The following is a 23,861-nucleotide window of genomic DNA, read 5'->3' as shown; positions in this document are numbered from 1 at the left end:
GCGGCGATGGAACGGGTCTGCTTCCTGCTCCGCGTCCGCGCCGACCGGCTGGACGAGTACAAGCGCCGCCACGCGGCGGTGTGGCCCGACATGCTCGCGGCGCTGTCCGCCGCGGGCTGGCGGAACTACTCGCTCTTCCTGCGCCCGGACGGCCTGCTCGTCGGCTACCTGGAGACCGACGACTTCGACGCGGCGCAGGCCGCGATGGAGCTGACGGACGTCAACGCCAGGTGGCAGGCCGAGATGGCGGAGTTCTTCGACGCCGAGCCCGTCGAGGGGCTCCCGTCGGGGTTCGAGCGGCTGGAGGAGGTCTTCCACCTTGCCTAGCGCCCCCGCATACGGCGCGATCGACTTCGGCGCCTCGACGGGCCGCGTGCTCGCCGGGCGGCTGTCCGGCGGGCGGGTGGAGCTCGAGGAGCTGGCCCGGTTCCCCAACCGGCCGCTCCAGCTCCCCGGCGGACTGCACTGGAACCTCATGTCGCTCTTCGAGTGCGCGGTCGACGCGCTGCGCGAGGCCGGCTCCCTGCGCGGCGTCGGCGTCGACACGTGGGGCGTCGACTACGGCCTGCTCGACGGGCGCGGGCGGCTGCTCGGGCTGCCGTTCCACTACCGCGACGGGCGCACGTCCCCGGACGTGGTGGAGCGGGCGTTCGCGCTGGCCTCGCGCGAGGAGCAGTACGCCGCCACCGGCATCCAGACGATGCCGATCAATACGGTCTTCCAGCTCGTCGCCGAGGGCGGCTCGACGGCGCTGCGCGAGGCCGAGCGGATCGCGCTGGTGCCCGACCTGCTCGCGTACTGGCTGAGCGGCGAGCTGGCCAACGAGGCCACCAACGCCTCGACGACCGGTCTGCTCGACGCGACCACCGGCCGGTGGGCGCTGCCGCTGATCGACAAGCTTGGGCTGCCCCGGCAGCTCTTCGCGGGCGAGCTGGTGGAGCCCGGCACCGTCCTCGGCCCGGCGCTCGCGCATCACGGGCTGGGGCCGGTGCCGGTCACCGCCGTCGCCTCGCACGACACCGCGTCGGCGTTCGTCGCCGCGCCGATCCGCGACGAGCACTCGGCGATCCTGTCGTCGGGCACGTGGTCGCTGCTCGGCCTGGAGCTGCCGGCCCCGGTGCTGAGCGCCGCCGCGCGCGACGCGAACCTCACCAACGAGCGCGGCGTCGGCGGCACGACGCGGCTGCTGAAGAACGTCATGGGCCTGTGGCTCGAGCAGGAGTGCGCGCGCGCCTGGGGCGCCGGGCACGCGGAGCTGTTCGCCGAGGCGGAGGCCGAGGCGCTGCACCGCTCGCTCGACGAGGTGCCGCTGTTCGACCCCGACGCCGACGAGTTCCTCACGCCCGGCGACATGCCGGCCCGGATCGAGGCCGCGTGCGCCGCGTCCGGCCAGCTGCGGCGCGGCGACGGGACGATGTCGCGCGGGCAGATCGTCCGCTCGATCCTCGTCTCGCTGGCGTGCAAGTACCGCTACGTGCTCGAGCGGCTGGAGGCCGTCAGCGGCCGCGACGTGCGCCGCATCCACGTGATCGGCGGCGGGGTGCAGGTCACCCCGCTGTGCCGGCTGACCGCCGACCTGACCGGCCGCGAGGTGCTCGCCGGCCCGGTCGAGGCGACCGCGCTGGGCAACGTCCTCATCCAGGCGCTGGCCGCCGGCGAGCTGGGCTCGCTCGCCGAGGTCCGCGCCGTCGCCGCCGCGTCCGCCGACTGCGTCTCCTACGCGCCGTCGGGCGACGACGCCGCCGAGCGCACGTACCAGCGCTTCCTCGAGCTCACCCGCCTGTCCTCTTCGCACCCCACCCCGGAACCCTCATGGACCTGACCCAGGAGTACGACCTCCTCGCGCGCCGCCTCGGCGACGCGGGGATCGACGTGCCCGCCGCCGAGCGCGCGCTCTCAGAGCTCGTGATCGAGACCCCCTCGTGGGGCTACGGCGACAGCGGCACGCGCTTCGCCACCTTCCAGCAGCCCGGGCGTCCGCGCGACGTCTTCGAGAAGATCGACGACGCCGCCGAGGTGCATCGGCTCACCGGCACCGCCGGCGCGGTCGCGCTCCACTTCCCGTGGGACGCCGTCGACGACTACGCGGCGCTGTGCACGTACATCGAGGACCGCGGCCTGCAGGTCGGCGCGGTCAACCCGAACCTCTTCCAGGACCCGGACTACAAGCTCGGCTCGATCACGCACCCGGACGCCGCGGTGCGCGAGAAGGCGATCGCGCACCTGCTCGAGTGCGTGCAGATCGCGGTCACGCTCGGCGCGACCGCGCAGTCGCTGTGGTTCGCCGACGGGACGAACTACCCGGGCCAGGACGACCTGCGCGAGCGGCGCGCCCGCCTGTACGACGCGCTCGGGCGCGTGTACGCGGAGCTGCCGGAGACGCAGGAGCTGCTCGTCGAGTACAAGCTCTTCGAGCCGGCGTTCTACGCCACCGACCTCGCCGACTGGGGCTCGTCGCTGCTGACGTGCCTGAAGCTGGGCGAGCGCGCCAAGGTGCTCGTCGACCTCGGCCATCACGCGCAGGGCGTGAACGTCGAGCAGATCGTGGCGATCCTCGCCGCGGAGGACCGCCTCGGCGGCTTCCACTTCAACAACCGCAAGTACGCCGACGACGACCTCGTGGTCGGGTCGGTCAACCCGTTCGAGCTGTTCCTCATCTTCTGCGAGCTGGCCGCAGACGCCGGCCGCGGCCTCCCGCGCCTGACGATCGATCAGGCCCACAACGTGGAGGCGAAGGTCGAGGCGATGGTTCTGAGCGTCGTGAACCTCCAGGAGTCCTACGTGAAGGCACAGATCGTCGACCGGGCCGCGCTGCGCTCGGCCCAGGAGCGCGGGGACGTGCTCGGCGCCCACGAGGTGCTGCTCGACGCGTTCCGCACCGACGTGCGCCCGCTCGTCGCCAAGGTGCGCGAGTCGCTCGGCGCCGCCGCCGACCCCGTCGCCGCGCTGCGGTCGTCGGGCTACGTCGAGAAGGTGAGCGCGGACCGTGGCAGCGTCAGCGCCGTGGCCGGGGGGTGGGGTCGATGAGCACGATCACCCCGATCGTCCAGACGCCGGACAACCGCTGGCCGGAGGGCGACGCGCCCACCGACGCGCTCGAGCAGCTCGTCCTCGCCTCGAATCTGCTCGGCTCCGACCGCCGCGTCGCCAACTTCGGCGGCGGCAACACGTCGGCCAAGGGCACGATCGTCGACCACACGGGCCGTGAGGTCCGCGTGATGTGGGTCAAGGGCTCCGGCTCGGACCTCGCGACGATGGAGGCCAAGCACTTCACCGGGCTGCGCCTCGACGAGGTCGAGCCGCTCATGGAGCGCGACGAGATGAGCGACGAGGAGATGGTCGGCTACCTGGCCAAGTGCATGGTCGACCCGGCGATGCCGCGCTCCTCGATCGAGACGCTGCTGCACGCGTTCGTGCCGGCCGCGCACGTCCACCACTCGCACCCGGACGGCATCAACGTCCTGGCGGGGACGAAGGACGGCGAGGCGTTCGTGCGCGAGTGCTTCGGCGACGAGGCCGCCTGGATCCCGTACATCCGGCCGGGCTTCACGCTCTCCAAGCAGGTCGGCGAGGCCGTCCGCAACAACCCGGGCCTGAAGCTCGTCGTGCTCGCCAAGCACGGCCTGGTCTGCTGGGGCGACACCGCCGAGGAGGCCTACAAGACCACCATCGAGGTGATCGAGAAGGCCGTCCGCTGGACGAACGAGAAGCTCGGCGACGCGGTGCGCTTCGGCGGCCCGACGGCGTCGGCCTCGGTCCTCGACGATGCCGGCCGCGCCGCGCTGCTCGACCAGATCCTCCCGGCCCTCCGCGGCGCGCTGTCGTCCGAGCGCCACAAGCTGCTGACGATCGACACCTCGCCGTCGTCGGTCGAGTTCGCGTCGTCGGTGCAGGCCGAGAAGCTCGTCGCCGTCGGCGCCGCGTGCCCGGACCACCTCGTGCACACCAAGCGCGTACCGATGTGGGTGCCGTTCGACCCGGCGTCCGAGGACGCGTCGGTCCTGGTGGACCGCATCCGCGAGGCGGCCGAGGCGTACCGCGTCGACTACCGCGAGTACGTCGACCGGTTCGGCGACGAGACGACCGTGCCGGGCGACCCGGACGCGCGCGTCGTCGTCATCCAGCACGTCGGCCTCGTGACCGCGGGCGTGACGCCCAAGGCCTCGAAGCTCTCGCGCGACCTGTACCACCGCGCGATCGAGGTCATGGCCGGCGCTGAGGCGCTGGGCGGCTTCGTGTCGCTGAGCGACGAGGAGTCGTTCGCGATCGAGTACTGGCCGCTCGAGCTCTACAAGCTGTCGCTCGCTCCCCCTCCTGGCGAGCTGCAGGGGCAGGTCGCGCTCGTCACGGGTGCGGCCGGTGGGATCGGCTCGGCCATCGTGGACTCGCTGGCCGCCGCCGGCGCCGCGGTGGTCGGGTTCGATCTCGACGCCGAGGGCGCGGCCGCGTCGGTCGCCAAGTACGGCGACCTGGGCCACGCGGTCGGCGGTGACGTGACGTCCGAGGAGGCCGTGGCCGCGGCGTACGCCGAGGCCGTCCGCGCGTTCGGCGGCGTCGACATCGTCGTGTCGAACGCCGGCATCGCGTCGTCGTCGCCGATCGAGGAGACGTCGCTCGCCGAGTGGGAGCGCAACCACAAGATCCTCGTGACCGGCTACTTCCTGGTGGCGCGTGAGGCGTTCAAGACGCTGCGACTGCAGGACAACGGCGGCTCGATCGTCTTCGTCGCGTCGAAGAACTCGGTCGTCGCGGGCAAGAACGCGAGCGCGTACTCGTCGGCCAAGGCCGCCGAGCTGCACCTCGCGCGCTGCCTGGCCGAGGAGGGCGGGAGCGCCGGCATCCGCGTGAACACGGTCAACCCCGACGCCGTGCTCTCCGGCTCGCGCATCTGGGGCCCGGACTCGACGTGGCGCAAGGAGCGCGCGGCGGCCTACGGCATCGAGCCCCACGAGCTCGAGGAGCACTACCGCAAGCGCAACACGCTCAAGGTCCACATCCTCCCTGAGGACATCGCGCAGGGCGTGCTGCACTTCGCGTCGCCCGCGCGGTCGGGCAAGTCGACGGGCAACCTGCTGAACGTGGACGGCGGGGTCCCCGCCGCCTACGCGCGGTAGAACAGCCGCAGTGAAGGTCGCCCTCTTCATCACCTGCGTGAACGACACGCTGTTCCCGCAGACGGGGAGGGCGACCGTGTCGCTGCTCGAGCGGCTCGGCTGCACGGTCGACTTCCCGATCGAACAGACGTGCTGCGGGCAGATGCACGCCAACAGCGGCTACCGCGACGAGGCGGTGCCGCTGGTGCGGCGGTTCGCGCGTGCCTTCGGCGATCCGTCGTACGACGCGATCGTCTGCCCGTCCGGGTCGTGCGCCGCGATGGTGCACGACCAGTACCGCGGGCTCGCCGCCGGCGATCCGGAGCTCCTCGCCGAGGTGGAGCGGATCGTCCCGAAGGTCTACGAGCTGTCGCAGTTCCTGATCGACGTGCTGGAGGTCGAGGACGTCGGCGCCTCGTACCCGCACCGCGTGACGTACCACCCGACGTGCCACTCGCTCCGCCTGCTGAAGGTGGGCGACCGGCCACTGCGGCTGCTCCGCAACGTGCGCGGCATCGACCTCGTCGAGCTGCCCGAGGCCAAGCAGTGCTGCGGGTTCGGCGGGACGTTCGCGGTCAAGAACGCCGACACGTCCGCCGCGATGCTCGCCGACAAGGTGCGCGCGGTGATGGACACGGGCGCCGAGGCGTGCACGGCGGCCGACAACTCGTGCCTGCTGCACATCGGCGGCGGGCTCTCGCGCGGGCGCACGGGCGTGCGCGCGGTGCACCTCGCCGAGATCCTGGCGTCGGTGGAGTAGGCGTGGCGGTCGAGGCGGGCTTCCCGACCGCGGCGCGCGCTGCGCTGCAGGACACGCAGATGCGGCGCAACGTCCGCAAGGCGACGACGACGATCCGCGGCAAGCGCGAGGCCGTCGTCGGCGAGCTGGACGACTGGGAGGAGCTGCGCGAGGCGGGGCGCCGGATCAAGGATCGCGCGCTGCGGCACCTCGACGTGCACCTGGAGCGCCTCGAGGCGTCCGTGACCGCGGCCGGCGGCGTCGTCCACTGGGCGCGCGACGGGGCGGAGGCGAACGCGATCGTCGCGCGGCTCGCGCGCGAGGCGGGCGCGGAGCAGGTCATCAAGGTCAAGTCGCTCGCCACCGACGAGATCGGGCTGAACGCGGGCCTGGCCGAGCACGGCATCGAGGCGATCGAGACCGACCTCGCCGAGCTGATCGTCCAGCTCGCCGGCGACCACCAGTCGCACATCCTCGTCCCGGCGATCCACCGCAACCGGGCGGAGATCCGGGCGCTCTTCAAGCGCTCGCTGCCGGACACGGAGGACCTGACCGACGAGCCCGCCGCGCTGGCCGAGGCGGCGCGGCGCTACCTGCGCTCGAAGTTCCTGTCGACGCGGGTCGCGGTGTCGGGCGCGAACTTCGGCGTGGCCGAGACGGGGACGATCTGCGTCGTCGAGTCCGAGGGCAACGGGCGCATGTGCCTGACGCTCCCGGACACGCTCATCACGGTGATGGGGATCGAGAAGGTGCTCCCGCGGGTGGAGGACCTCGAGGTCATGCTCCAGCTCCTGCCCCGCTCGTCGACCGCCGAGCGGATGAACCCGTACACGTCGCTGTGGACGGGGGTGACGCCCGGCGACGGCCCGCAGGCGTTCCACCTCGTGCTCCTCGACGCGGGGCGGACCGACGTGCTGCGCGACACCGTCGGGCGGCAGGCGCTGCAGTGCATCCGGTGCTCCGCGTGCCTGAACGTGTGCCCGGTGTTCGAGCGGACCGGCGGCCACGCGTACGAGTCGACCTATCCCGGGCCCATCGGCGCGATCCTGACGCCGCAGCTGCACGGGATGAAGAGCGGCACCACGCTGCCGTGGGCGTCCTCGCTGTGCGGCGCGTGCTACGAGGCGTGCCCGGTGAAGATCGACATCCCGTCGGTGCTCGTGCACCTGCGGTCGGAGGTCGTGCGCGACGCGAAGTCCGGTGGGCTGAAGGGCCGGCTCGCCGCCGAGAAGCTGTCGATGCAGGCGCTGGGGCGCGTGTTCGCCAACCGCCGCCGGTACGAGCGCGCGCAGAAGCTCGCCGCGCTTGGTGCTGCGCCGCTCTCGCGCGACGGGAAGATCGAGGCGCGGCTGCCGGGCCCGCTCGCCGGCTGGCTGGCGGTCCGCGACCTCCCGGCGCCGCCCAAGCAGACCTTCCGCGACTGGTGGCGCGAGGAGCACGAGGCGTCGTGAGCGCCCGCGAGCAGATCCTCGCGCGCGTGCGCGAAGCCACCGCCGACGTGCCGCGCGGCGAGGCGCCGGCGTGGTCGCGCGCCGACGACCCCGATCCCGCGGTCGCCTACCGCCTCGACTCCGGCCAGCCGGGGGAGACCGTGGAGCGCTTGGCAGAGCGCGCCGCCGAGTACCGCGCGCACGTCACGGTGGTCACCGCGCTGGACGCGCTCCCCGACGCGATCGCGGCCGCGCTCGACCGCGCCGCCGTCACCGTCGCCCCCGCCGCCGCGCCCGGCCGGGGACGCATCGCGGTGCCGGAGGACCTGCCGGAGGAGTGGCTGCCGCGAGGGCTCGATCTCCTCCGCACCGCCGACCCCACGGTCGCGGACCTCGACGCGTCCGCCGGCGCGATCACCGGCTGCGCGGCGGCCATCGCGGACACCGGCACGCTCGTCCTGGACGGCGGCTTCGCGCAGGGCCCGCGCCGCCTCACGCTGCTCCCTGATCTCCACGTCTGCGTCGTCCGCCGCGCCCAGGTCCACGCCTCCGTCCCCGAGGCGATGCGCGCGCTGGAGCCCTCCATCCGCGCGGGCAACCCGCTCACCCTGGTCTCCGGCCCTTCCGCCACCTCCGACATCGAGCTCAACCGCGTCGAGGGCGTCCACGGCCCACGCACGCTGGAGATCGTCATCACGCCCGACGGGTAGCATCGCCCGGCGATGCGCCACGTCCTGACCTTCCTCGCGGCGTTGGTGGCCGCGCTCGCTCTCGCCGCGCCCGCCGGTGCGCAGGCTCCGCAGGGGTACGACGACTGCGGCTACATCGACCTCGAGTCGCAGACGCTCACGGACGAGCCGGAGCCCGGCGTCGTCATCCGCCTCTACGCGCGCGACATGAGCTGCCCGGCCGCGCTGCGCAACTGGAAGCGCATCCGCTTCTCGTCGCAGGCGCCCTACGGGCCGGTCCGCGCGGGGTACCGGTGCGTGACGATCGCCAACAACGGCGACGGGGGCACGTTCCGCTGCACGAAGCGGTCGCGGCCACGGGTCGCGTTCCGCTGGACCACGGCGGCCTGATCCCGCGCGGGGCGCTCCCGTGGCTCGGCGTCGGCGCGGCGGTCGCCGCGGCGGGCGCCGGGCTGGGCGCGGTCGGCGTCCCGTCGTCGTTCCTCTTCGCCGCGCTGCTGGTGGGGATGGCCGTCGCGCTGGCGCGGCCGGGCGTGCTCGACGTGCCGCCGCGGGTGTTCGTGGGCGCGCAGGCGGTGACGGGCGTCGCGCTCGGGGCGTACCTGCAGTCGTCGTCGCTGGAGGCGCTCGCGGACGATTGGCTGCCGGTGGCGGTCGTGAGCGCCGGGACGCTGCTGCTGTCGCTCGTCGCGGGCTGGGTGCTGGCGCGGACGACCGAGGTCGACGACCCGACGGCCGCGCTCGGGATGATCGCCGGCGGCGCATCGGGGATCGTCGCGATGGCGGGCGAGCTCGACGCGGACGACCGGCTCGTCGCGTTCATGCAGTACCTGCGCGTGCTCGTGGTGGTGCTCGCGACGCCGGTGCTCGCGGCGGTCGCGTTCGGGGCGGGCCCGGGCGACGGGGGCTCCGGCGGCGCGGGCGCGGCGGCCGACCCGCCGCTCGTGGGAGACCCGCTCGACTGGCTCATCACGGCGGGCGCCGCGGTGCTCGGCGTCTGGGTCGGGCGGCTCGTGCGCCTCCCGGCCGCGCCGCTCCTCGGCCCGCTGCTGCTGTCCGCGGCGGTGACGCTCGGCGCGCCCTCGCTCGACTTCGCGGTGCCGGAGCTGGTGCAGGAGGTCGGGTTCGCGCTCATCGGCCTCCAGGTCGGCCTGCGCTTCACCGTCGCGACGATCCGCGCGGCCGGCCGCCTGCTCGTCCCGGTCCTGCTCTCGATCGTCGCGCTGATGGTCGCCTGCTTCGGCCTCGCGCTCATCCTCGACGCGACGACCTCCGCCTCGCTCCTCGACGCCTACCTCGCGACGACCCCCGGCGGCCTCTACGCGGTGCTCGCCGCCGCCGTCGGCGCGGGCGCCAACACGACCTTCATCGTCGCGATCCAGTCGCTGCGCGTGATCGTCATGGTCGCGCTCGCGCCGGTCGCGGTGCGGACGATGCTGCGGCTCGCCGGGCGGCGAGCGCCAGCGGCTCCGCCCCGATGAGGCGGTCGAACCGGCCGACGACGAGCCAGAGGGAGCGCAGGAGGACGCGCGCGTGGCGGTCGACGGGCTCGACGCGCGCCTCGCTCACCAGGACCGACTCGCCGGGCGACGCGCCGGGCTCGACCCAGTGCGCGAACAGGACGCGGACGGTGCCGGCCGTGGACCAGGCACGGAACTCGTCGGGGCCGGTGAGGCACGGGTAGTCGCGGGCGAGGGTCCAGATCCGGCCGCACAGGCCCGACAGCGACCAGCGTTCGCCCTCGGCCAGCACCACGAACGGCGGGCGGGCGAACAGCTGGGCGTACGTGATGTCCGCCGGCGTGCCCGGCAGGCGCCACTGGACGAGCCGGCCGACCGTCCGCGTCTCGTCGAGGCGCACGCCGGCAGCGGCGTCCCACAGCGCGTCCGGGGAGCACGCGGCGCTGCGGCGGTGGCGCGTGCGCACCGCGGGGGAGGGGAGCCACGCGTCGAGGTCGGCGGTCCTCACGTCCCCACGCCTGCGCGCGGCGGCGCGCCCGCGCCGGCCTTCCGCCGCTCCAGCTCCGCGGCCGCGCGCGCGAGCGAACCGTGCTCCAGCCCGGCGAGCCCCGACACGCCCTCGTAGACCACACGCCCGCGCCGGCGCACGACCAGCCGCACCGTCCCGCCGAGGTGCTCCAGCGCGCCCGGGACCGTCCGCCGCTCGGCCGGCAGCGGTACGGGGAGCACGTGCGCGTCGCCGAGCTGGGCGGTCCCGTCGACCTCGACGCTCCACCGCGCGGTGCGCCCGCTCAAGCGCCAGCGCGTGTCGTCGAGCTCCGCCCGCACCGGCGTCAGCACGGGGTCGCCGAGCCGGATCACGCGGTCGCCGAGCCGCACCACGAGCGCGGTCGCGAAGAGCCGCACCGGCCCGACCTGCACCGGCCCGCCGGCGAACGCCAGGCAGACGTCGGAGCGCTCGAACGCCTGGGCCTGACCCCACCACCAGTGGTCGGGGAACCCGTCGCTGCCCCAGTTCTTCTCCGCGTACACCTGCGCGCCGTCCAGGACGATCTCCTCGCCGCCGAGCACCGCCCGCCCGAACGCGCGCCCGCCGAGCACGTGCGGGTGCCAGTACTGGCTGAGCCCCGGCAGCGCGTGCGCGAGCCCGCTGCCGCCGTACGGCCGCGCGCGGGGGAACCCGGCCAGGTCGCGCAGCTCGACGTCGAGCGCCGAGTCGGCCAGCGCGACGTGCACGCCGCGGTCGCCCGCGGAGAACGCGCGGCCGCCGTCGGCCCACACGCGCAGGTCGCGCGCGTCCGCGCCGCACGCGCCGAACACGCCCTCCTCGTGGAAGCCGCTCGGGTGCCCGGCGAGCGAGACGTTCGCCCACGGCCCGCCGCCGTCGCGCGGGCGCATGATCCCGCAGAGCGCGATGACGACCCGCCCGGCCGCGGCGTCGGTGAACCGCCAGAACCAGCCCTCCATCGTCACCCCGTGCGCGGTGCGCGGGTCCCCGAACGGCAGGTCGGCCCCGGAGGCGCGGTAGCGGCGCAGCATGCTCGGCATCCTCGCGCACCGGGCGGGCGGGTGCCGCATCGCGCGTAACGTGTGCGCTGTGGGGGAGGAGAACCGCCGGGCGCTCGAGCCCGAGATCAAGCGCGACCTCGACGGGATGACGTACGCGTCGTACCTGCGGCTCGACACGCTCCTCACCGCCCAGCAGCCGGTCTCCGGCCACCACGACGAGCTGCTCTTCATCGTGCAGCACCAGACGACCGAGCTGTGGATGAAGCTCGTCATCCACGAGCTGCGCAGCGCGATGGAGCTGCTCGCGCAGGACGAGCTCGGCCCGGTGCTCAAGCGGCTCGCCCGGATCAAGCACATCCAGCGCCAGATGACCGAGCAGTGGTCGGTGCTCGCGACCCTGACGCCCGCCGAGTACGTCCAGTTCCGCGACGAGCTGGGCCACGCGTCCGGGTTCCAGTCGCCGCAGTACCGGCTGCTCGAGTTCCTGCTCGGCAACAAGAACGAGGAGCTGCTGCGCGTCTTCGCGCACGACCCGTCCGCGCAGGAGACGCTGCGCGCCGCGCTGCACGCGCCGAGCCTGTACGACGAGCTGATCCGCTACCTCGCACGGCGCGGCTACGCGGTGCCGCCGGCGCTGGTCGAGCGCGACTGGGCCGAGCCGCACCGGCTCGACCAGGGCCTGGTCGAGGTGTTCAAGGCCGTCTACGCGGACCCCGAGCACCACTGGGACGTCTACGAGACGTGCGAGGAGCTGGTCGACGTCGAGGAGTCGTTCCAGACCTGGCGGTTCCGCCACCTCAAGACGGTGGAGCGGATCATCGGCCACAAGCGCGGCACCGGCGGCTCGTCCGGCGTGCCGTTCCTCCAGCAGGCGCTGTCGCTGACGTTCTTCCCCGAGCTGTACGCGGTCCGGACCGAGCTGTAGCGCCTAGCCCGTCACGAGCCGCACGACCGAGCCCGCGTGCTCCACGACGCCCTCGCGGGTGAGGTCGGCGATCGCGGCCTCCAGCTCCACCTCGACCACCGGCTCGTCGTCCGCGCACACCGCGAGCAGCTCGCGCTCGCTGAAGCCCCCGTGGGCGCGGGCATGCCGCTCGATCGCCGTGCGCCGCGCCTCGCCGTCGAACGTCCGCAGCGCGTCCAGGGCGGCCGCGCGCGCCTTCGCGCGCACGATCCGCCGTTCGTCGTCATCGAGAGGGAGGTCAGACACGCTCCCGTACTCGGAAGCGCGCCGCGCGACTTGAACGCGTGCTCAGGAGCGCCGCTTGGGCTTCGCCTTCGCCGCCCGCACCGTCACCCGCCCAGGCCGGCCCTGCCGCCCGTCGGCGCGGATCGCCACGACGCTCACGCTGCCGGTGACGGCGCCCGCCACCGCCGGCACCCGGTACGTCCCGGCCCGCCGGCCGAGCCGCACGACCTGCGCCAGGCCGCTCGACAGCCGCACGCGCAGCTCCTGCGCCGCGGCGTTCCGGCCGGGCGTCCAGCGCACGACGAGCGCCCCGCGCGACCGCGCCACCCGCAGCCGCCGCGCCGTCCCCGGCGGCGCCGGCCGCGGCACGGTGTACGACGCGAGCACCACGCGCGCCTGGGGGAGGCCGGCCTGCTCGACCACGGCGGTGACGCGCCGCTTCCCACCGCGCACGACCTCCGGCGACCACCGCACGACGCCGGCCTGCCCGCGGGCCACGCCGAGCTTGCGCAGCACGCCGTCGCCCTCCTCGTAGAGGGTGACGACCTGCCCGCTGCGGCCGGCGACGGTCCACCGCAGCTCGCGCCGCGCGCCGGCGCGCCCCAGCCGCCCGCGCACCCGGGCCGGCGGTGCGTCGCGCGCGAGGTCGACCTTCACGATGCCGGGCGAGCCCTCCGCGGGCTGCACCGTCCACGTCCCCGCCGGCGGCCGCGCGATCAGGAGGACCTGCCGCCGGCTGACGGTCGAGCCGACCGCCGCGTGGGTCGGCGACGTCACGGTCTCCCCGGCCGGCGCGCCCGCGTACGTCACGCCGCCGGGCCCGACCAGGGTCGCCTGCGGCACCCCGGCGTCACCCGTCAGCGCGACGTTGAGCTGCTTGACGCCCGGCTTGACCGTGAACGTCCGAGCCCCGCCCGCCTGCGCGCCCTGGGCGACGGCGTACGGCGCGGTGTCGCAGCCGACGGCCATGACGTCCACGCCGTCGGTGCCCCACACGTGCCCGGCGCCCGCGGAGATCGGCGGGACGGAGAAGTCGGCGCACGCGGCGATGCCCTTCGTGGACACCACGGCGGACGCTCCGGCCGACAGCTTGCCCAGGCATGCGCGGCCCTGGCCCGCGGCGTTCATCGCGAACGACGAGCCGACGTGGATGAACCCGTCGATCTGCGCCTCCGCACCCGCGATCCCACCGCCGCACGAGCCGAGCTGCGCCTTGGCCCCGAACGCGATGTCGCCCGGGTACGTGTAGTTGAAGTACCCGCTGCCGACGTTGAAGCCGAGCACGTGGATCGGCCCCTCGGCGGCGACCGAGAAGGGGTCGGTGAGCCGCACGGTGACCTTGCCGAACGCGTCGTACGGGCGCCCGACGCTCACGATCCCACCCGGGCCGCCGGCCAGCACGGTCTTGCCCGTGATCGTGAGGGGATCGGTCGTGAGCTCGAGGCCCGCGTAGCGCAGGTAGACGAGCGGCGGGTAGAGGCTCAGGCCGGGCGCCGCGAACTGGCCGTCGACGGCGACGCGCTCGAGCTTGCCGTTGACGATCCGGACGGTCGCGCTGAACCGGTTCGCGCTCTCGTCCTTGGGAAGCACCGACGGGCGGAAGGCCATCTTCCCGGTCCAGGTCGGCGGGTCAGAGGTGTAGGAGAGGTCGAGGTCCTCGAACCCGAACCCGAGGCTGTCGGCGTGCGCCGTCAGCCCGTCGAGCTGCAGGCCGGTGAAGTTGTCGCCCTTCAGGTCCAGCGCCCCGCTCACGCCGCCGAACGGCGCCGGCAGCCGCAGGTAGGTCGACAGGACGCTGCGGCCGTCGGTCAGCTTCAGCGTGGCGTCGCCGACGACCTTCAGGCCGAGCAGCTCGGCCCCGAACCCCGCCTTGTCGAGGTCGAGCGTGGCGGGGACCTTCCACGTCCCCGACGCCGGCAGCGTCCACTCGAACGCCCCCTTGACGAGCATCACCGGGCCGAACGCGACCGTCCCGCCGGCCGGTCCGCTGACGGTCCGCTTGGCGGTCTCGACCGTCGCCGTCTTGCCCTTCGGATCGACGGTCAGCCCGTTGAGGAGGAACGGCGCCGCCGTCGTGAGCTTCGTCCCGGAGCGCTTGAAGCACCCGCTCGACAGCAGCCGCCCGGTGCCCACCGCCGCCGTCTTGACGCACGACGGATCGACGGGCGGCGGGGTCGGCGTGGCGCCCCCGCCGCCGGGCGCGGGTGGCCCGGGCGGCGGCGGGTCGGTGGGCCAGGCCGATCCCGGACCGCCGACGCGCCCGAGGTAGATCTCGTCGTCCGCGCTGCTGCCGCTGCCCGCTGAGCGCGCCCACACCGCGACGCCGGTGCCGTCCTGCCCGGCGCCCAGCGCGACCGGGGTCGACACCGTGGTGTCGCGGTCGAGCACGATGCCGTACTTCGGCCACGCGGCGCCGGTCTGCGACGCCGTGTACACGAGCGCGTGGCTCGCGCTCTCGGCGTACCGGCGCGTGTTCGTCGTGAAGAGCGCGTGCACGTTGGAGGCGGCGTCCAGGAAGACCTCCAGCTGGTGCGCCTCGTCGTCGTCGCTGACGGTCACCGGCGCGGTGAACGCGTCGGCCGCGTCGTCGTAGCGCCGCAGCGCGATCCGCCGGTCCGTGCCCGCGACCGGGTCGATGCTCGCCAGGGCCGGGGGCGCGATCGCGTTGGCGGCGAGGTCGATCGTGCCGCCGACCGCGCCGGGGCCGGTCGACCGCTGCGGCCGCCACTGCGCGACGTCGCGCGGGTTGGAGCCGCTCTGCGCCCGCCACACGAGCTGCCCGCCGTCCTGGTCGAGCCTGCGGGCGACCAGCAGCGCCCGGTCGTGCGCGATGAGCCCGATGTTCGACTCGGCCGCGCCGGGGACCAGGTTGTCGATCGCGCCCTGCGTTCCGCTGCCGTCCGTCGGGGCGAACGTCAGGCGCGCTCCGGGCGTCGCGTTGACCGCCGACATCCAGGTGAGCTGGTAGGCGCCGGGGCCGAAGACCGTGCCGACGTGGGTGTTGCCGACCTCGTACGCCGCCACCGCCGTCGTCCTCCGCACCGGCCCGGTCCACGTGTTCGTGGCCGCGCCGGCCTCCGTCTGCGTCGCGACGTACAGGCCGCCGCCCGCGTTGTACGGCGCGTTCGTCGAACCGCCGGTCGCCTTGACCGAGATCACGACGTGGACGTCGCCGTTGCCTGGGTTGCGGACGACGTCCGCGGCGGCCGACCCGACCGCCTGCACGTCCCAGTCCTTGGTCACGGCGCAGTGCTCGGTGCCGGGCGCCACCCGGCAGTAGTGCGCGGTGTGGCGGGACGGGGAGCCGCCCGTGAACTCGGTCCACACGACGTGGACGGTGCCGTCGGGCGCCGCGACGGCCGACGGGGCGCCGCCGGTGCCGACACGCGTCTTGGCCTGGGCCGTGGCGGCAGGGGCGAGCACCACCGCAGCGATCAGCGCCGCGACGGCGCTCCGGGTCGTCATGACGAGCGACCCTATGTCGCCGTCGTCACAAAACGCAAGTCGCAGGTGTGCGTCAGCGCAGCGCGCCCGCGGCGAACGCCTGGCAGTCCGCCGGGCGGAGCGTGTCGCGGCCGGTCGCGAACCAGCGCTCCTGCTGACCGGCCGAGCCGTGGGTGTCGCTGCCGGTGAACGCGCCGGGCGGCGCGTCGAGTCCGGCCGCGCCGGCCCAGATGCCCGCCAGGCACTCGGCCTGCAGCTCGACCCGGACGTCGAGGTCCTCCGCGTGGCCGGGCGCGCGGAGCGCCTCCCGGTCGACCTCGGTGAACGTGCCGCGCAGCGCCTGGACGTGGTGGCCGATCTCGTGCGCGACGACGAGCGCCCAGATCGTCCGCGCGTCCTCGGCGCCCCAGTCCTCCTCCATCGCGGCGAAGTCCTCGTCGAGCAGGAACACGCCCTCCGAGCAGTAGTAGCCGATGACGTCCTCGTCGTCGTCGCCCGGGCACGTGCTCGTGTCGCCGAACGCCACCTCCGTCGGCTCGTACTCGGCGCCCGCCTCCGCGAACGTCCGCGCCCACATCGCCTGCGCCGACTCGGCCACCCGCCGCGCGATCGTCCGCGCGTCGCCCTCCAGCAGGTCACCCGGTGGCGCGAGGTCCGGTGCCACGACGTCCTCCGCCAGCACCGGCTCGATCGCGTACCCGCGGCCGTCGTCGCCGCCACCGAGCGCGGCCCAGGTGATCCACGCGGCCACGAGCGCCGCGAGCGCGGCCGCCATCGCGATCTGCGTGCGCCGGCGGTCGGCGGACTGCGGCAGGGGCGCGGGCCGGGCAGGAGCCCGAGCGGGGTCTGGTCGCTCGGGGAACTCCAGCACGGGCAGGGATCCTCGCGCGTCGTGCCGCGGACGGCAACTCGGCTCTTCGTCCGTTGCCCGCGACGGCAGCGCCGGCGGGTCGTCCCGCCCGCCTGTCGAACGCCGGCCGCGCCGGTGTGGACCGCGGATCCATCGAAGCGGCCGCGCCGCTGGCGTTGTCTGCCCGGCATGGCCGTCACCGCCGAACCCCCGGCGGGGCGTGCGCCCGGCACCACCGCCGACGCGACCACCCCCGCCGCGAGCCACAAGACGCTCGCGCCCAACGCCCTCGGCCTCTCGGCCGTGCTCTTCTGCATCGTCACCGGCGCCGCGCCGCTGGCGGCGATGATGTTCAACGTCCCCGTCACGGTCCTGGGCGCCGGCTCAGGCGCGCCGGTCGCGTTCGCGATCGCGACGGTGGTGCTGACGATCTTCAGCGTCGGCTACATCGAGATGAGCCGCCGCGTCACCGCCGCCGGCGGCTTCTACACGTTCATCACCCGCGGGCTCGGCCCGGTCGCGGGCCTCGGCAGCGGCATCCTCATCGGCCTCTGCTACGTCGTCTTCTCCGCCGCGGTGGTCGGCACGCTCGGCTACTTCGCCGCGACGTCGTTCCAGGAGTGGTTCGGGATCGACCTGCCCGGCTGGCTGTACTCGTTCATCGGCCTGGCGATCATCTCGGCCTTCGGGTGGTTCCACATCGAGCTGACCGCGAAGGTGCTCGGCGTCGCGCTGATCGCGGAGGTGCTCGCGCTGCTGGTCCTCGCCGTCGGCGTGATCGTCAGCGGCGGCGACGACGGCCTGTCCGCGGAGCCGCTCAACCCTGCGTCGCTGTTCGACAACGAGTCGGCGATCGCCACGTTCGGAGCCGCCGCGGTCGGCATCGCGCTCTTCGGCGCGTTCTGGTCGTGGGTCGGGTTCGAGATGGCGCCCAACTACGCGGAGGAGTCCAAGGACCCCAAGCGGATCGCGAAGGCCGCCACGTACGGCTCGGTGATCGGGCTGGGCGTCTTCTACGTCTTCATCTCGTGGGTGTTCGTCACCGGCTGGGGCGTCGACGGCGCCGCGCCGGCGGTCGCCCGCCAGTTCGAGGGCGAGTACGCGTCGGCCTTCTACCCGCTCACCGACCGCTACGTCGGCGGCGCGCTCACCACGGTGCTCGAGCTGCTGATCGTCACGAGCTCCTTCGCGTGCGCGATGGCCTTCTACAACACCGCCGCGCGGTACCTGTTCTCGCTGGCGCGGGAGGAGGTCCTGCCCGCGCCGCTGGGCCGCACGCATCCGCAGCGCCACAGCCCGTACTTCGCGTCGATGGTCGTCACCGGCCTGGTCGCGGCGTATGTCCTGGGCTTCACGGTCTACGACTCGTCGACCGAGGCGTCGCTGCTCAAGCTCGGGACGTGGAGCCCGCTGCTCGGCGTGCTCGGCATCCTCGCGGTGCAGGCGATCTCGTGCGTGGCCATCGTGCGGTACTTCCGGACCGCCGCCAGGGACGGGTTCCACTGGTGGAAGACGCTGGTGGCGCCGGTGATCGGCTTCGCCGCGCAGGTCGGCGCCTGCTACCTGCTCATCTCCAACCGCGGGGAGCTGGCCGCCGCCGAGGACGTGCTGTTCGTCAAGGCGATCCCGTGGATCGCGCTCATCGTCTTCCTCGCCGGCGTCGGGCTGGCGCTGTGGCTGAAGTGGAAGGCGGCCCATCGCTTCGTCCAGATCGGCCAGTTCGAGCACGCGGAGGCTCACGCATGAACCCGGTGACCGCACCCGCCGCCGTCCATCCCCTCGAGCCGCTCGCGGCGGCCGAGATCGAGCTGGCGGCGCAGATCCTCAAGGAGGAGCGCGGCCTGACGCCGGACGCGCGGTTCGTGTTCATCCACCTCCACGAGCCGCCGAAGGAGGCGGTCCGCGCGGGCGTCGCGGCGCCGCGCGAGGCGTTCGTGCTCATCCGCGACCGTGCCGAGCGCGCGACCTACGAGGGCGTCGTCTCGCTGTCGGAGCGCCGCGTCGTCTCGTACGAGCGCAAGGACGGCGTGCAGGCCCCGATCTCCGCCGAGGAGTTCGGGGCCTGCGAGGCCGTCGTCCAGGCCGACCCGCAGTGGCAGGAGGCGATGCGCCGGCGCGGGGTCGAGGACTTCTCGCTCTGCATGGTCGACCCGTGGGCCGCGTCGTACACCGGCCCGGACGACGACCCGGGCACGCGCCGCATCGCGCGCCCGCTGACGTGGCTGCGGTCGCGGTCCGGCGACCACGGGTACGCGCGGCCCGTCGAGGGGCTGATCGTCACGGTCGACCTCGACGCGATGGAGGTCGTCGACGTCGAGGACCACGGCGTCGTGCCGTTCCCGCCCATGGCCGGCAACTACGTGCCGGAGCAGGTGGCCGAGGACGGGGACGCCAACGTGCCGGCGTTCGCCGCGCCGCGCGCCGACGTCAAGCCGATCGAGATCACGCAGCCGGAGGGCGCCTCGTTCACCGTGTCCGACGGGCACCTGGTCGAGTGGCAGAAGTGGCGCCTGCGCGTGGGCTTCAACGCGCGCGAGGGCCTCGTGCTGCACGACCTGGCGTACCGCGACGGCGACGAGCTGCGCTCGATCGTCTACCGCGCGGCGCTCAGCGAGATGTACGTCCCGTACGGCGACCCGGCGCCGACGCACGTCAACAAGAACGTGTTCGACATGGGCGAGTACGGCATCGGCTGGCTCGCGAACCCGCTCACGCTCGGCTGCGACTGCCTGGGGGAGATCCACTACTTCGACGGCGTCGTCAACGACCAGGACGGCGGCGCGGTGACGATCCCCAACGCGATCTGCATGCACGAGGAGGACTACGGCATCGGCTGGAAGCACACCGACTTCCGCACGGAGGAGGTCGAGGTCCGCCGCCTGCGGCGCCTGGTGCTGTCGACCATCGTCACCGTCGGCAACTACGAGTACGGGTACTTCTGGTACCTCTACACGGACGGCACGATCGAGTACGAGGTCAAGCTCTCGGGCGTGATCTCGACCGGGGCGATCGCGCCCGGTGAGACGCCGAAGCACGGGACGCTCGTCGCGCCCGGGCTGTACGGGCCGCACCACCAGCACTTCTTCTGCGTGCGGATGGACATGGCCGTCGACGGCGACGCGAACCGGGTCGTCGAGGTCGACTCCGAGGCGCTGCCGCCGGGCCCGGAGAACCCGGTCGGCACCGCCTGGGTGACGACCCGCAACGTGCTCGAGGACGAGGCGTCGGCGCAGCGGCTGATCGACCCGTTCCGCGCGCGGAGCTGGAAGATCGAGAGCGCGACGCGGACGAACGCGGTCGGCGACCCGACCGCGTACCGACTGCTGCCGGGCGACAACGTGCTGCCGTTCGCGCACGCCGAGTCGCAGCAGGCGCCGCGGAGCGGGTTCGCCCACAAGCACCTGTGGGTGACGCCCTACGACCCGCGGGAGAGGTTCGCCGCCGGCGACTACCCCAACCAGCATCCGGGCGGCGAGGGGCTCCCCGCGTTCACCGCCGGGAACCGTCCGGTCGTGGACCGCGACATCGTGGTCTGGTACACGTTCGGGGCGCACCACGTGGTGCGGAGCGAGGACTGGCCTGTGATGCCCGTGACCCACATCGGCTTCAAGCTGAAGCCGTCCGGCTTCTTCGACGGCAACCCGTCGCTGGACATGCCGCGCAGCGTCTCGCGCTCCTGCCACCACGGGCACGGCGCCGGGGGCGCCGCCTGATGACCGCGCACGTCGGGGGCCTGCCCGTGGAGGAGGCCCTCGTCGCTGCGCCCGCCGTGCTCGCCGCCGCCGGGCTGTGCCTGACCGCCGCCCGCGCGCGGTGGCAGCTCAGCCGGGCGGCTCGGCGTCGAACAGCCGCCGCAGCCGCAGCGCCGCCTGCAGCTCGGCCCGGCGGTCGGTGATCGCGCAGCCCAGGACGTCCTCCGCGCGCCGCAGGCGGTAGGTGACCGTGCGGGGCGCGACGCCGAGCCGCGCCGCGGTCGCCGCCAGCCGCTCGCGCTCGGCGAACCACGCGTCGAGCGTCTGCGTCAGCCGCGCGTCGGTCAGGGCGCCGAGCTCGGCCCGGACGACCTCCCGGGCGACCTGCGCGTCGCCCAGCGCGAGCGCCTCGAGCGCCGCGGTGCGGAGGTCGGCGACGCCGCCGCGGGCCTCCGCGACGCGGAGCGCCAGGCGCGCGTGCTCGTGGGCGCGGCGGAAGCCGGCGGCGCCGTGCTGCGGGCCGCCCAGCCCGGCCGGGCCGGCGTGCGCGCCCGCTCCGGCGAGCCGCGCGCGCACCTCGTCCGCCGCCGCGCCCGCCAGCCACGCCCACGTGCGGCCGTCGGCGAGCCGCAGCACGAGGTAGGGGCTGCCGAGCGCCCGCGCGAGCGCCGTCAGCTCCTCGTCGGCGCGGGGGCCGGTCGCCACGACCGCGACGTGCGTGCCGGTGCCCAGCGGGTACCCGCCGAGGTCGACCGACGCGTCGCCGGCCAGCGCGGCCTGCACGGCGCGCAGGCGCCGCAGGCTCGGGTCGGCGCCGAGGCGTGTCTGTTCGTCGGCGTACTCGCGCGCGACGAGCGGCATCACGACCTCCATGTAGCCGTAGACGGCGCGCGTCGCGGCCCGCAGCGCGCCGCTCTGCGCGTCCGCGACGTCGATCAGGTGCTCGACGAGCGCCTGCTGGCCCAGCCGGTACGTGCGCAGCAGCGCGTCCCGCGCGGCGCCGTGGTGGACGGCGACGTCGGCCTCCAGGCGCGAGCCGGGCCCGAGCGCGCGCGGGAGCGTCGCGGGGGCGCGCACGGCGGCGAGCATCAGCTCCGTGTTCTCCTGCGTGCTCTGCTGCACGGCGCGCTCGTAGGCCGGGTCGTCCGTGACGAAGAACTCCGGCACCTCGCGGTGCTGGCGCTCCATCAGGTCGTCGACGATCGCGGGCAGCCGCCGTCGCGCGCGGGCGGCCAGCACCGCCAGGTCGCGGCTCGAACCGTCCATCGCCGGGCAGGTTCGCACCGCCGCGCTCGTGCGGGAACCGACACCGCGGCCGATCCCGCTTGGACCGTCCGGCGGGGTCGTACGGTGGCCTGCATGCAACAGCGACAGCTCGGAGCGAGCGGCCTGCAGGTGTCGGCGCTGACGCTCGGGACGATGACGTTCGGCGGCGGCGGGAAGTTCGGCCTGGTCGGCAACACCGACGCCGCGGGCGCGCGGCGGATGGTCGACCTCTGCCTCGACGCGGGCGTGACGCTGATCGACACGGCCGACGTGTACAGCCGCGGGCTGTCGGAGGAGATCGTCGGGCAGGCGGTCGCCGGGCGTCGCGACGACGTGCTGCTCGCGACGAAGGTCCGCTTTCCGATGGGCCCTGGCGCCAACGACCGCGGGCTCTCGCGCCACCACGTCATCCGCGCGTGCGAGGGCTCGCTGAAGCGCCTCGGGACCGACTACATCGACCTCTACCAGCTGCACGAGTGGGACGGCCTGACGCCGCTGGAGGAGACGTTCGACGCGCTGCGAACGCTCGTCGACGCGGGCAAGGTGCGCTACGTCGGCGTCTCGAACTTCACCGCCTGGCAGACCATGAAGGCGATCGGCGCGGGCGGCCCGCACGTCGTCTCGACGCAGATCTACTACTCGCTGCAGGAGCGCTCTGCCGAGACGGAGATCCTCCCGGCCTGTCTCGACCAGGGCCTCGGCGTGCTCGTCTGGTCGCCGCTGGCGGGCGGGCTGCTGTCGGGCAAGTACCGGCGCGGGCAGGCGGGGCCCGAGGGCGCGCGCCACCTGACCGACTGGGACGAGCCGCCCGTCCACGACGAGGACACGCTCTACGACACGATCGAGGTGCTCGTGGACGTCGCGGGTGCGCACGGCGTGTCGGCCGCGCAGGTCGCGCTCGCCTGGCTGCTCAGCCGCCCCGGCATCACGTCGCTCGTCGTCGGCGCGCGCACCGAGGAGCAGCTCCAGGACAACCTCGCGGCCGCCGCGCTCCAGCTGTCGGACGAGGAGCTCGAGCGCCTCGACGACGTCTCGCGCGGCCCGCTCCCGTACCCGCTCTGGCACCAGGCGCTGACGGCGGCCGACCGGCTCTCGCCGGCCGACCTCGCCTACCTGCGCGCGCACCTGTAGCGGTCGCGCGCGGGCCGTCAGCCCTGCAGGTCGCGCGGGTCGGGCGGCACGTCGACGGCGTGCTCCCGCAGCGCGGCCAGCGGGACGACCTCCAGCGCCGCGGCGCTGGTCGACGCGAGCACGACGAACGACGCCGCGCCGTCCTCGTAGGCGCGGCGCCAGTTCGCCACCGTCACGCACCAGCGGTCGCCCGGCGTCAGGCCCGGGAAGCCGTACTGCGGCATCGGCGTCACGAGGTCGTTGCCGATGCTCCGCTGGTGCGCGAGGAACTCGGCGGTCACGACGGCGCAGACGACGTGCGAGCCGACGCCGGCCGGGTCGGGACGGCAGCAGCCGTCGCGGAAGTAGCCGGTCACCGGATCCACGCCGCAGGGCTCCAGCGGGCCGCCCAGCACGTTGCGTTCGCTCACCGCCGGGAGGATCGCAGGACGCCGGGCGGCCCGTCGTTCATCGCCGCGGGTGCGCGCGCAGCGCCTGCGCGTACCACTCCCACGCGTCGACCAGCGCGTCCGCCGCGGGCGCCTGGGTCTGCGGCCAGCCGTTCACGATGCCGACGAGCGTCCAGTAGCGGGCGATGCGGCGGTCGGTGAACGCCTCGATGCGCTCGGCCGCGGCGACGCGGTCCTCCGTCGGCTGCGTGCCGCCGGCGGTCTCGATCCGGGTCAGGATCTCCGCGGCCTCGGGCGAGGCGGGGTCGAGCCCGGCCGCGACCGCCGCGCCGGCGTGCTCGCCGACCGCCTTGCCGACGGCGAACTGCTGCACGTCGGGCTCCGGCCCCTCGGCCTTGGCCCGCTCGGCCATCCGCCGGCTGGTGGCGACGAAGTCGGGGTCGCGGAGCAGCTCGGCGACCTCGACCCAGGCGGCGACCTGGTCGGGCGTCGGGTCCTCGGGCAGCTCGGGCGCGCCGACGCGCAGCTTGTCCGCGACCTCGCTCTCCTGGTCGCCGAACACGGCCTCGACGTACTCGTCGACGATGCGGCGCCGCTCCTCGGCGGTCATGGTGGTCAGGTCCGTCATGCGCTCCAGCTCCTCTGGCTCGGTGGATCGGGCGACGGCGGCCAGCACCGCGCGCTGCAGGCGCAGCGTGCGGATCTGCGCGTCGAGCGCACGGGCGTGCTCGGCGGCGACGTCCGCGAGCGTCGTCTCGGCGGACAGCACCCGCCGGACGTCGTCGAGGCCGACCCCGAGCTCGCGCAGCGTCCTCACGAGCCGGGCGCGCGGGACGGCGTCGGGCGCGAACACCCGGTAGCCGCCGTCCGTCCGCCCGGCCTCGGGAAGCACGCCGTTGTCCGCGTAGAACCGGAGGGTCCGCACGGACAACCCGGTGCGCCTTGCCAGCTGGCCGATCGTCATCGCCTTCAAGCCTGCG

General features: G+C 74.3%; 21 protein-coding genes. 13 read left to right on the top strand and 8 right to left on the bottom strand.

Going from position 1 to position 23,861, the window contains the following annotated elements; genetic code table 11:
• Nucleotides 1–6: 6 nt before the first annotated feature.
• From AC1UE5_RS04370 to AC1UE5_RS04330, 9 genes are read left to right on the top strand one after another with little or no spacing between them, the layout of a single operon-like run.
• Nucleotides 7–327 (top strand): L-rhamnose mutarotase, encoded by a 321-nt coding sequence (locus AC1UE5_RS04370; RefSeq protein WP_482920857.1) that lies wholly within the window; start codon nucleotides 7–9, stop codon nucleotides 325–327.
• Nucleotides 320–1,822 carry a rhamnulokinase gene (locus tag AC1UE5_RS04365; protein ID WP_482920856.1) on the top strand — a complete coding sequence of 501 codons (1,503 nt, stop codon included), beginning with the start codon at nucleotides 320–322 and terminating at the stop codon, nucleotides 1,820–1,822. Before AC1UE5_RS04370 ends, AC1UE5_RS04365 begins: the two co-directional genes overlap by 8 nt.
• Nucleotides 1,813–3,027, top strand: coding sequence for an L-rhamnose isomerase (gene rhaI, locus AC1UE5_RS04360; RefSeq protein ID WP_482920855.1), 1,215 nt, complete (start codon nucleotides 1,813–1,815; stop codon nucleotides 3,025–3,027). The genes AC1UE5_RS04365 and rhaI overlap by 10 nt, the downstream gene beginning before the upstream one ends.
• Nucleotides 3,024–5,114: a bifunctional aldolase/short-chain dehydrogenase gene (locus AC1UE5_RS04355; protein ID WP_482920854.1), complete on the top strand. Its 2,091-nt coding sequence runs from the start codon at nucleotides 3,024–3,026 to the stop codon at nucleotides 5,112–5,114. Before rhaI ends, AC1UE5_RS04355 begins: the two co-directional genes overlap by 4 nt.
• A gap of 10 nt (nucleotides 5,115–5,124) precedes the next feature.
• On the top strand, nucleotides 5,125–5,853 hold the full coding sequence (locus AC1UE5_RS04350; protein ID WP_482920853.1) for a (Fe-S)-binding protein: 729 nt from the start codon (nucleotides 5,125–5,127) through the stop codon (nucleotides 5,851–5,853).
• Between the two features lie 59 nt (nucleotides 5,854–5,912).
• A complete protein-coding gene (locus tag AC1UE5_RS04345) occupies nucleotides 5,913–7,283 on the top strand; it encodes a lactate utilization protein B (protein ID WP_482921484.1) in 1,371 nt (456 codons plus the stop codon).
• The gene (locus AC1UE5_RS04340; protein WP_482920852.1) at nucleotides 7,280–7,972 is read left to right on the top strand and encodes a LutC/YkgG family protein; all 693 of its coding nucleotides are present in this window, start codon (nucleotides 7,280–7,282) and stop codon (nucleotides 7,970–7,972) included. The genes AC1UE5_RS04345 and AC1UE5_RS04340 overlap by 4 nt, the downstream gene beginning before the upstream one ends.
• Nucleotides 7,973–7,984: 12 nt before the next feature.
• Nucleotides 7,985–8,341, top strand: coding sequence for a hypothetical protein (locus AC1UE5_RS04335; protein WP_482920851.1), 357 nt, complete (start codon nucleotides 7,985–7,987; stop codon nucleotides 8,339–8,341).
• The gene (locus AC1UE5_RS04330) at nucleotides 8,245–9,432 is read left to right on the top strand and encodes an AbrB family transcriptional regulator (protein ID WP_482920850.1); all 1,188 of its coding nucleotides are present in this window, start codon (nucleotides 8,245–8,247) and stop codon (nucleotides 9,430–9,432) included. Before AC1UE5_RS04335 ends, AC1UE5_RS04330 begins: the two co-directional genes overlap by 97 nt.
• Here AC1UE5_RS04330 and AC1UE5_RS04325 read toward each other — a convergent pair.
• Complete coding sequence (locus AC1UE5_RS04325; protein WP_482920849.1) at nucleotides 9,350–9,919, bottom strand: hypothetical protein; 570 nt, start codon at nucleotides 9,917–9,919, stop codon at nucleotides 9,350–9,352. The two genes, AC1UE5_RS04330 and AC1UE5_RS04325, sit on opposite strands and share 83 nt — an antisense overlap.
• Complete coding sequence (locus AC1UE5_RS04320) at nucleotides 9,916–10,959, bottom strand: tocopherol cyclase family protein (protein WP_482920848.1); 1,044 nt, start codon at nucleotides 10,957–10,959, stop codon at nucleotides 9,916–9,918. Before AC1UE5_RS04320 ends, AC1UE5_RS04325 begins: the two co-directional genes overlap by 4 nt.
• A 106-nt stretch (nucleotides 10,960–11,065) precedes the next feature.
• On the opposite strand from AC1UE5_RS04320, the gene kynA reads away from it, so the two are divergent.
• On the top strand, nucleotides 11,066–11,845 hold the full coding sequence (kynA, locus tag AC1UE5_RS04315) for a tryptophan 2,3-dioxygenase (protein WP_482921482.1): 780 nt from the start codon (nucleotides 11,066–11,068) through the stop codon (nucleotides 11,843–11,845).
• Between the two features lie 3 nt (nucleotides 11,846–11,848).
• Here kynA and AC1UE5_RS04310 read toward each other — a convergent pair whose 3' ends face one another.
• From AC1UE5_RS04310 to AC1UE5_RS04300, 3 genes are read right to left on the bottom strand one after another with little or no spacing between them, the layout of a single operon-like run.
• Nucleotides 11,849–12,130 (bottom strand): hypothetical protein, encoded by a 282-nt coding sequence (locus tag AC1UE5_RS04310; protein ID WP_482920847.1) that lies wholly within the window; start codon nucleotides 12,128–12,130, stop codon nucleotides 11,849–11,851.
• 42 nt (nucleotides 12,131–12,172) lie between these two features.
• Entirely contained in the window at nucleotides 12,173–15,574 is a 3,402-nt protein-coding gene (locus tag AC1UE5_RS04305; protein ID WP_482920846.1) for a hypothetical protein, read from the bottom strand.
• 52 nt (nucleotides 15,575–15,626) lie between these two features.
• A complete protein-coding gene (locus tag AC1UE5_RS04300) occupies nucleotides 15,627–16,424 on the bottom strand; it encodes a neutral zinc metallopeptidase (RefSeq protein ID WP_482920845.1) in 798 nt (265 codons plus the stop codon).
• A 168-nt stretch (nucleotides 16,425–16,592) separates the two neighbouring features.
• On the opposite strand from AC1UE5_RS04300, the gene AC1UE5_RS04295 reads away from it, so the two are divergent.
• Nucleotides 16,593–18,149 (top strand): APC family permease, encoded by a 1,557-nt coding sequence (locus tag AC1UE5_RS04295; RefSeq protein WP_482920844.1) that lies wholly within the window; start codon nucleotides 16,593–16,595, stop codon nucleotides 18,147–18,149.
• The gene (locus AC1UE5_RS04290; RefSeq protein ID WP_482920843.1) at nucleotides 18,146–20,116 is read left to right on the top strand and encodes a primary-amine oxidase; all 1,971 of its coding nucleotides are present in this window, start codon (nucleotides 18,146–18,148) and stop codon (nucleotides 20,114–20,116) included. Before AC1UE5_RS04295 ends, AC1UE5_RS04290 begins: the two co-directional genes overlap by 4 nt.
• A 108-nt stretch (nucleotides 20,117–20,224) precedes the next feature.
• Here the strand turns inward: AC1UE5_RS04290 and AC1UE5_RS04285 are convergent, their stop codons facing one another.
• Entirely contained in the window at nucleotides 20,225–21,361 is a 1,137-nt protein-coding gene (locus AC1UE5_RS04285; RefSeq protein WP_482920842.1) for a PucR family transcriptional regulator, read from the bottom strand.
• Nucleotides 21,362–21,454: 93 nt separating this feature from the next.
• Here AC1UE5_RS04285 and AC1UE5_RS04280 point away from each other — a divergent pair, with 93 nt between their 5' ends.
• Nucleotides 21,455–22,492 carry an aldo/keto reductase gene (locus AC1UE5_RS04280; RefSeq protein ID WP_482920841.1) on the top strand — a complete coding sequence of 346 codons (1,038 nt, stop codon included), beginning with the start codon at nucleotides 21,455–21,457 and terminating at the stop codon, nucleotides 22,490–22,492.
• Between the two features lie 17 nt (nucleotides 22,493–22,509).
• On the opposite strand, the gene AC1UE5_RS04275 is transcribed toward AC1UE5_RS04280, so the two are convergent.
• Both AC1UE5_RS04275 and AC1UE5_RS04270 read right to left on the bottom strand, forming a co-directional pair.
• The gene (locus AC1UE5_RS04275) at nucleotides 22,510–22,902 is read right to left on the bottom strand and encodes a DUF2237 family protein (protein ID WP_482920840.1); all 393 of its coding nucleotides are present in this window, start codon (nucleotides 22,900–22,902) and stop codon (nucleotides 22,510–22,512) included.
• A 37-nt stretch (nucleotides 22,903–22,939) separates the two neighbouring features.
• Entirely contained in the window at nucleotides 22,940–23,845 is a 906-nt protein-coding gene (locus AC1UE5_RS04270) for a helix-turn-helix domain-containing protein (protein WP_482920839.1), read from the bottom strand.
• Nucleotides 23,846–23,861 lie beyond the last annotated feature (16 nt).

The organism is Parviterribacter multiflagellatus (genome assembly GCF_056863265.1).
The sequence above is the reverse complement of the archived record's forward strand: the minus strand, read 5'-3'. Positions and strand labels throughout refer to the sequence as shown.

Excerpts from the sequence above, each read along its gene's own strand:
- AC1UE5_RS04370 (WP_482920857.1), top strand. The coding sequence starts at position 7 with ATGGAACGGGTCTGCTTCCTGCTCCGCGTCCGCGCCGACCGGCTGGAC.
- rhaI (WP_482920855.1), top strand. The coding sequence starts at position 1,813 with ATGGACCTGACCCAGGAGTACGACCTCCTCGCGCGCCGCCTCGGCGAC.
- AC1UE5_RS04355 (WP_482920854.1), top strand. The coding sequence starts at position 3,024 with ATGAGCACGATCACCCCGATCGTCCAGACGCCGGACAACCGCTGGCCG.
- AC1UE5_RS04345 (WP_482921484.1), top strand. The coding sequence starts at position 5,913 with ATGCGGCGCAACGTCCGCAAGGCGACGACGACGATCCGCGGCAAGCGC.
- AC1UE5_RS04335 (WP_482920851.1), top strand. The coding sequence starts at position 7,985 with ATGCGCCACGTCCTGACCTTCCTCGCGGCGTTGGTGGCCGCGCTCGCT.
- AC1UE5_RS04320 (WP_482920848.1), bottom strand. The coding sequence starts at position 10,959 with ATGCCGAGCATGCTGCGCCGCTACCGCGCCTCCGGGGCCGACCTGCCG.
- kynA (WP_482921482.1), top strand. The coding sequence starts at position 11,066 with ATGACGTACGCGTCGTACCTGCGGCTCGACACGCTCCTCACCGCCCAG.
- AC1UE5_RS04305 (WP_482920846.1), bottom strand. The coding sequence starts at position 15,574 with ATGACGACCCGGAGCGCCGTCGCGGCGCTGATCGCTGCGGTGGTGCTC.
- AC1UE5_RS04295 (WP_482920844.1), top strand. The coding sequence starts at position 16,593 with ATGGCCGTCACCGCCGAACCCCCGGCGGGGCGTGCGCCCGGCACCACC.
- AC1UE5_RS04290 (WP_482920843.1), top strand. The coding sequence starts at position 18,146 with ATGAACCCGGTGACCGCACCCGCCGCCGTCCATCCCCTCGAGCCGCTC.
- AC1UE5_RS04285 (WP_482920842.1), bottom strand. The coding sequence starts at position 21,361 with ATGGACGGTTCGAGCCGCGACCTGGCGGTGCTGGCCGCCCGCGCGCGA.
- AC1UE5_RS04280 (WP_482920841.1), top strand. The coding sequence starts at position 21,455 with ATGCAACAGCGACAGCTCGGAGCGAGCGGCCTGCAGGTGTCGGCGCTG.
- AC1UE5_RS04270 (WP_482920839.1), bottom strand. The coding sequence starts at position 23,845 with ATGACGATCGGCCAGCTGGCAAGGCGCACCGGGTTGTCCGTGCGGACC.